Raw genomic sequence first — 5,941 nt, forward strand, 5'->3', positions numbered from 1 at the left:
CTCACTCATCAAAGATTTCATCACATAAGCATAAATCTCCTGGCTTCGATCCTTCCAGTGATTGCACATGATTTCCGCCTGCTCCTTATCCGGAACGGAGATATCGAGATTGACAAGAACGGCTTTTCCTTCCCGCACCTCGCAGTGAACGATGTAGTCCTGATTGGTCGATTTATAGAAATCGGAGATCAGTCCTACCTCGTTTCGCATGCGGAAGCGGTTCAGTTTCAGGTATTCATCCATGTCGCTGACGATGGCAGGAGAGATGTTTTTGCCGAAAAATTCCAGCGTTTCCTCGCCCTCCTTAGTGATCTCATAGCGGGAGCTGTTCCGCATCGTCTCCTTTTTTACCAGACCTGCATCCAGAAGCTCGTTCAAAGCCTGCTGGAGTGTGAAATACGTGGTGTACTCACGATCCAGAAAAAAATTGGAGAGCTGCGCGTTGGTCAGCGGAAAATTGACCTGGTGCAGCATATAGAGATTCATCAGTTTGTAAAGTGTCATCGGTTCAGCCAGCATGGAAAAACTCCTTTATTATTATTTCGTAACTGTGTAAATTTTGTGCGGTTCTTACGGTAAATGCGAGAATTGCTTGAATTGTTACGTTTATTTCTTAATGTGTTCCTTCACAGCCTTGGAAACAGCGTCAGCTACACGCGGATCAAATGCTGCCGGAAGAATGTTCTCGTCGCTCAATTCGCTGTCATCAACCAGAGCAGCAATTGCGTTGGCAGCAGCCAGTTTCATTTCTTCGGTGATAGCGGTTGCGCGTCCTTCCAGAGCGCCGCGGAAGATGCCTGGGAAGATGAGAACGTTGTTGACCTGGTTCGGGAAATCGGAACGTCCGGTTCCTACGACTCTTGCACCAGCAGCTTTTGCCAGATCCGGCATGATCTCCGGAACCGGGTTTGCCATTGCGAAGAGAATGGAATCCTTATTCATGGAAGCAACCATCTCCTGGGAAACGATGCCCGGAGCAGACACGCCTACGAAGATGTCAGCGCCTTTTAATGCATCGGCAAGTGTGCCCGTCTTGTGCTCTAAGTTGGTAACTTCGACCATCTTTTCCTGCATCCAGTTAAGCCCGTCCATGCCTTTGCAGAGCATACCGGTCTTATCACACATGGTGATATGCGGAAATCCGTAGTTTAAGAGCAGTTTGGTGATGGCAACGCCTGCGCTTCCGGCGCCGTTGACAACGACGCGGCAGTCTTCCTTCTTCTTGCCGGTTACTTTCAGGGCGTTGATGATGCCTGCCAGTACGACGATGGCGGTTCCGTGCTGATCATCGTGGAAAACCGGAATGTTTAACCGTTTCTTTAAACGTTCCTCGATCTCAAAGCAGCGCGGTGCGGAGATGTCCTCCAGGTTGATACCGCCGAATGCCGGGGCAATGCGGACAACTGTCTCAATGATCTCCTCGGTGTCCTGTGTGTCGAGGCAGATCGGGAATGCATTGATGCCGCCGAACTCTTTAAACAGAACGGCTTTTCCTTCCATAACCGGCATAGCTGCTAACGGTCCGATATTGCCAAGTCCCAGAACGGCGCTTCCGTCGGAGACAACGGCTACAGTGTTGGACTTGATGGTGTAGCGGTATGCAGCCTCCGGATCTTCTGCAATTACCTTACATGGTTCTGCAACGCCCGGTGTGTATGCCAGAGCCAGATCCTCTCTGGTTTTTACCTGTACTTTGGAGACGGTATCGAGCTTGCCGTTCCATTTTTCATGAAGTTCGAGTGCTTTTTCATTGATCGTCATGGTTTTTATCCTTTCGAATGCTTTCATTTTATTCTTACATTATAATAGCAATTTTGACATTTTAAATCAAGATGCATATTTTAGAATGCAGGAAGGGCAGTACCATGTTACTGTACACACACAGTACCACTTATTTATAATACTTATACCTATCATATAGCATAGCATATAAATGAAGTCCGTAAATGTTATTTTTATGCATAAAACACACGAAAAATGCATAAAACACGTTTTTATACAAAAATTATTCATAAAAATGCAAAAAAAGTATTGCATAATTAGGATCAAGGAGGTATAATCTGGGTAATTTCAAGTGAGGCATATAAATCTGCCGGTCTTAGTTGACTGGACGGACAAAGAAAAAAGCATCACGCAGGCAAATGATTGGAGGAAATGAAAAATGGCTAAGAAATATAATAAAATTGTTCTTGCATATTCAGGCGGTCTGGACACATCGGTTTTAATCCCGTGGCTGAAAGAAAACTATGGCTGTGAGGTTATCGCAGTTTCCGCTGACGTAGGTCAGGGTGCGGAGCTGGATGGTCTGGAAGAGAAGGCATTAAAGACAGGTGCTTCCAAGCTGTACATCGAGGATCTGAAGAAAGAGTTCGTAGATGAGTACATCATCCCGACCATGAAGGCTGGCGCTACTTATGAGCATTACCTGTTAGGTACTTCCTTCGCTCGTCCGATTATCGCTAAGAGAATCGTTGAAATTGCGAAGAAAGAGGGCGCAGACGCTATCTGCCACGGCTGTACCGGTAAAGGAAACGATCAGGTTCGTTTCGAACTGGCTATCAAGGCATTTGCTCCGCAGATGGATGTTATCGCTCCGTGGCGTTTCTGGGAACTGAATTCCCGTGAAAAAGAGATCGAGTACGCAGAGGCTCACAACATTCCGTTAAAGATTACGAAAGAGACCAACTACTCCAAGGATAAGAACCTGTGGCATCTGTCCCATGAGGGTCTGGATCTGGAGGATCCGGCAAACGAGGCTCCGATCAACAAACCTGGATTCCTTGAGTTGGGCGTATCTCCGGAGAATGCACCGGATAAAGCTACTTATGTAACCATCCACTTCGAGAAAGGTGTTCCGACCAGTGTAAACGGCGAGGAGATGGATGCAGAGAAGGTAATCGAGGTTCTGAACAAGGTAGGCGGTGAGAACGGCTGCGGACTTCTGGATATTGTAGAGAACCGTCTGGTTGGCATGAAGAGCCGTGGTGTATATGAGACTCCTGGTGGAGCTATCCTTTACAAGGCTCATGAGAAACTGGAAGAAATCACTCTGGACAAAGAGACACAGCACTACAAACAGCAGCTGGCTCTCAAGTTCGCTGAGTTAGTATACAATGGTCAGTGGTACACACCGCTGCGCAAAGCAATGAGCGCGTTTGTTGATTCCACACAGGAGACCGTAACCGGTGATGTAAAACTGAAACTTTACAAGGGCAACATCATTCCGGCATCTGTTACATCTCCATACACCCTGTATTCCGCAGGCATGGCTACATTTGATGAGGATGACTGCTACAACCAGGCAGATTCCGCTGGATTCATCAACCTGTTCGGACTTCCGATCAAGGTTCGCGCCCTGAACGATGAAGTCCTGGCAGCAAAGACCGGCGAGCATTTTCCGAGCGTAGAATAATTTAGGAAAATAATAAATAATCTGCAGGCGACAAGCCTGCAGCCGATGGTGACCATTGGTTTTCCGGTATCTGCCGGTTCCAATGGTCGCATTGGTTCTAAATCAGAGAATAAAAAGGAGTTTACACTTATGGCAAAGTTATGGGCAGGACGATTCGGAAAAGAGACAGATCTGGAGGTAAATGATTTCAACTCATCGATTTCCTTTGACTGTCGTCTTTATAAGGAAGATATCACAGGCTCCATGGCCCATGCGGCTATGCTGGGCAAGCAGGGCATCATTGCGAAGGAAGAATCAGACAAGATTATCGAAGGACTGAAAGGTATCTTAGCGGATATTGAGGCAGGTAAGATTCATTTCTCACAGGATTATGAGGATATTCATATGAATGTAGAGCAGATTCTGACCGAGCGCATCGGCGATGCCGGAAAACGTCTTCACACGGCGAGATCCAGAAATGATCAGGTTGCACTGGATATGCGTCTTTACGTGAAGAAAGAGATCGTGGCGATCAAAAAGGAAATTCTCGATTTCATGGAAGCACTCTGCGAGAGCGCAAAGAACAATCTGGAAACTGTTATGCCGGGTTATACACATCTGCAGCGTGCACAGCCGGTTACATTTGGACATTATATGATGGCATATGCCAATATGATGCGCCGTGATGTAATCCGTCTGGAGAACTGCTTAGAGGGCATGGATGATATGCCGCTCGGATCCGGCGCGCTGGCTTCCACGACTTATCCGATCGACCGTGATTTTGTACGCCAGCAGCTTGGATTTGCCAGAGTGACCAACAACTCCTTAGACGGTGTTTCCGACCGTGATTACTGCGTAGAGCTGACGGCAGCGTTATCCATTCTGATGATGCATCTGTCCCGTTTCTCTGAGGAGATTATTTCCTGGTGTTCCTGGGAGTTCAAGTTTGTAGAGCTGGATGACGCATTTTCAACCGGTTCCTCCATCATGCCGCAGAAGAAGAATCCGGATGTCTGCGAGCTGGTCCGCGGCAAGACCGGTCGCGTGTACGGCGATCTGTTTACCCTTCTTACCATGTTAAAGGGTATTCCGCTGGCATACAACAAGGATATGCAGGAAGACAAAGAGGCAGTCTTTGATGCAATTGACACCGTAAAACAGTGCCTGCGCGTGCTGACCCCAATGTTCTCCACGATGCAGATCCTGAAAGACAATATGAAGAAAGCGGCTCTGAAAGGCTTCATCAACGCAACGGACTGTGCAGATTACCTGACCAAGAAGGGAATGCCGTTCCGTGACGCATACAAGACCGTCGGACAGCTGGTAGCCCAGTGTGTACGTGAGGACAAGTCCTTAGCCGATCTGACACTGGAAGAGTACAAGACACATTCCGATGTCTTTGAAAATGACGTATATGAAGCGATTGATTTGAAGACCTGTGTGCGTGGACGTAAGGTAATCGGCGGACCGGCTCCGGAAGAAGTAACCCGCCAGATTTCTGTGATTGAGAAATTTGTAAGCGAACACAAGGTTCAGGAGTAGGACAGGAAACGGGGGACGAACAATGGCGAAACCGAAGATTTATATAGACGGAAAAGAAGGAACAACCGGACTGCAGATTTACGATCGTCTGGCGAAAAGAGAGGACATCGAGCTGCTTCTGATCGATGAGGCAAAGCGCAAGGACACGGAAGAGCGAAGAAAGCTGATTCATGCGGCGGATATCGTATTCCTGTGCCTGCCGGATGAGGCAGCGGTTGAGGCAGTTGCACTGGCGGAAGGTTCTGGGGCGCGCATCATTGATGCATCTACTGCGCACCGGACAGCCAAAGGATGGGCGTACGGCATGGCGGAACTTTCAAAGGAGCACCGCGAGGCGATCAAAACATCCAGCCGGGTGGCGAATCCAGGCTGCCATGCAACTGGATTTATCACTTCCGTTTATCCGCTGGTGGCGCAGGGGATCATCCCGAAGGATTATCCGATGACAGTCTTTTCCCTGACCGGCTATTCCGGCGGCGGTAAAAAGATGATTGCCGAGTATGAATCGCCGGAGAAGCCGCAGAGCTATTTCGCACCCCGTATTTATGGTCTGACGCTGAAACATAAGCATCTACCGGAGATGCAGAAGGTCTGCGGACTTGATTATCCGCCGGTCTTTAGTCCGATCGTGGATGACTACTATAAAGGAATGGCGGTCACGATCCAGCTTCAGAACCGCCTCTTAAACGGCGGGCCGACCGCGGAGGATATCTATGAGAAGCTGGCTGGCTGGTATGACGGACAGAAGCTCATTAAGGTACATCCGTTTGGATATGACGGTATGATCGCGGCGGCAGATATGGCAGGCCGAGACAGTCTGGAGCTGATTGTCAATGGTCACGGGGAACAGACCATGGTGACGGCGCTCTTTGATAATCTTGGAAAGGGTGCTTCAGGCGCAGCCGTTCAGAACATGAACCTGATGCTTGGATTTGAGGAGACAGCTGGACTGGCACTATAGAAAAGTGCTATAATAAAAGAACGGCAGATGGTTTTTTTAGATATTTT

General features: G+C 48.3%; 5 protein-coding genes. 3 read left to right on the forward strand and 2 right to left on the reverse strand.

Annotated features, from left to right (window positions below):
- Positions 1-519: DUF4364 family protein (locus QVO97_RS00210; protein WP_288188445.1), on the reverse strand; the 519-nt coding region annotated here is incomplete at its 3' end.
- Positions 520-606: 87 nt separating this feature from the next.
- Positions 607-1,761 (reverse strand): NAD(P)-dependent malic enzyme, encoded by a 1,155-nt coding sequence (locus tag QVO97_RS00215; RefSeq protein ID WP_022358443.1) that lies wholly within the window; start codon positions 1,759-1,761, stop codon positions 607-609.
- Between the two features lie 400 nt (positions 1,762-2,161).
- On the opposite strand from QVO97_RS00215, the gene QVO97_RS00220 reads away from it, so the two are divergent.
- The 3 genes from QVO97_RS00220 to argC all read left to right on the forward strand — a co-directional run bounded on the left by QVO97_RS00220 (position 2,162) and on the right by argC (position 5,894).
- Positions 2,162-3,412 (forward strand): argininosuccinate synthase, encoded by a 1,251-nt coding sequence (locus tag QVO97_RS00220; protein WP_022358444.1) that lies wholly within the window; start codon positions 2,162-2,164, stop codon positions 3,410-3,412.
- Positions 3,413-3,541: 129 nt separating this feature from the next.
- Positions 3,542-4,933 carry an argininosuccinate lyase gene (gene argH / locus QVO97_RS00225; protein WP_022358445.1) on the forward strand — a complete coding sequence of 464 codons (1,392 nt, stop codon included), beginning with the start codon at positions 3,542-3,544 and terminating at the stop codon, positions 4,931-4,933.
- A gap of 22 nt (positions 4,934-4,955) precedes the next feature.
- Complete coding sequence (argC, locus tag QVO97_RS00230; RefSeq protein ID WP_022358446.1) at positions 4,956-5,894, forward strand: N-acetyl-gamma-glutamyl-phosphate reductase; 939 nt, start codon at positions 4,956-4,958, stop codon at positions 5,892-5,894.
- Positions 5,895-5,941 lie beyond the last annotated feature (47 nt).

This window comes from Clostridium sp. CAG:43, from assembly GCF_000434655.1.
Lineage (GTDB): Bacteria > Bacillota > Clostridia > Lachnospirales > Lachnospiraceae > Otoolea > Otoolea fessa.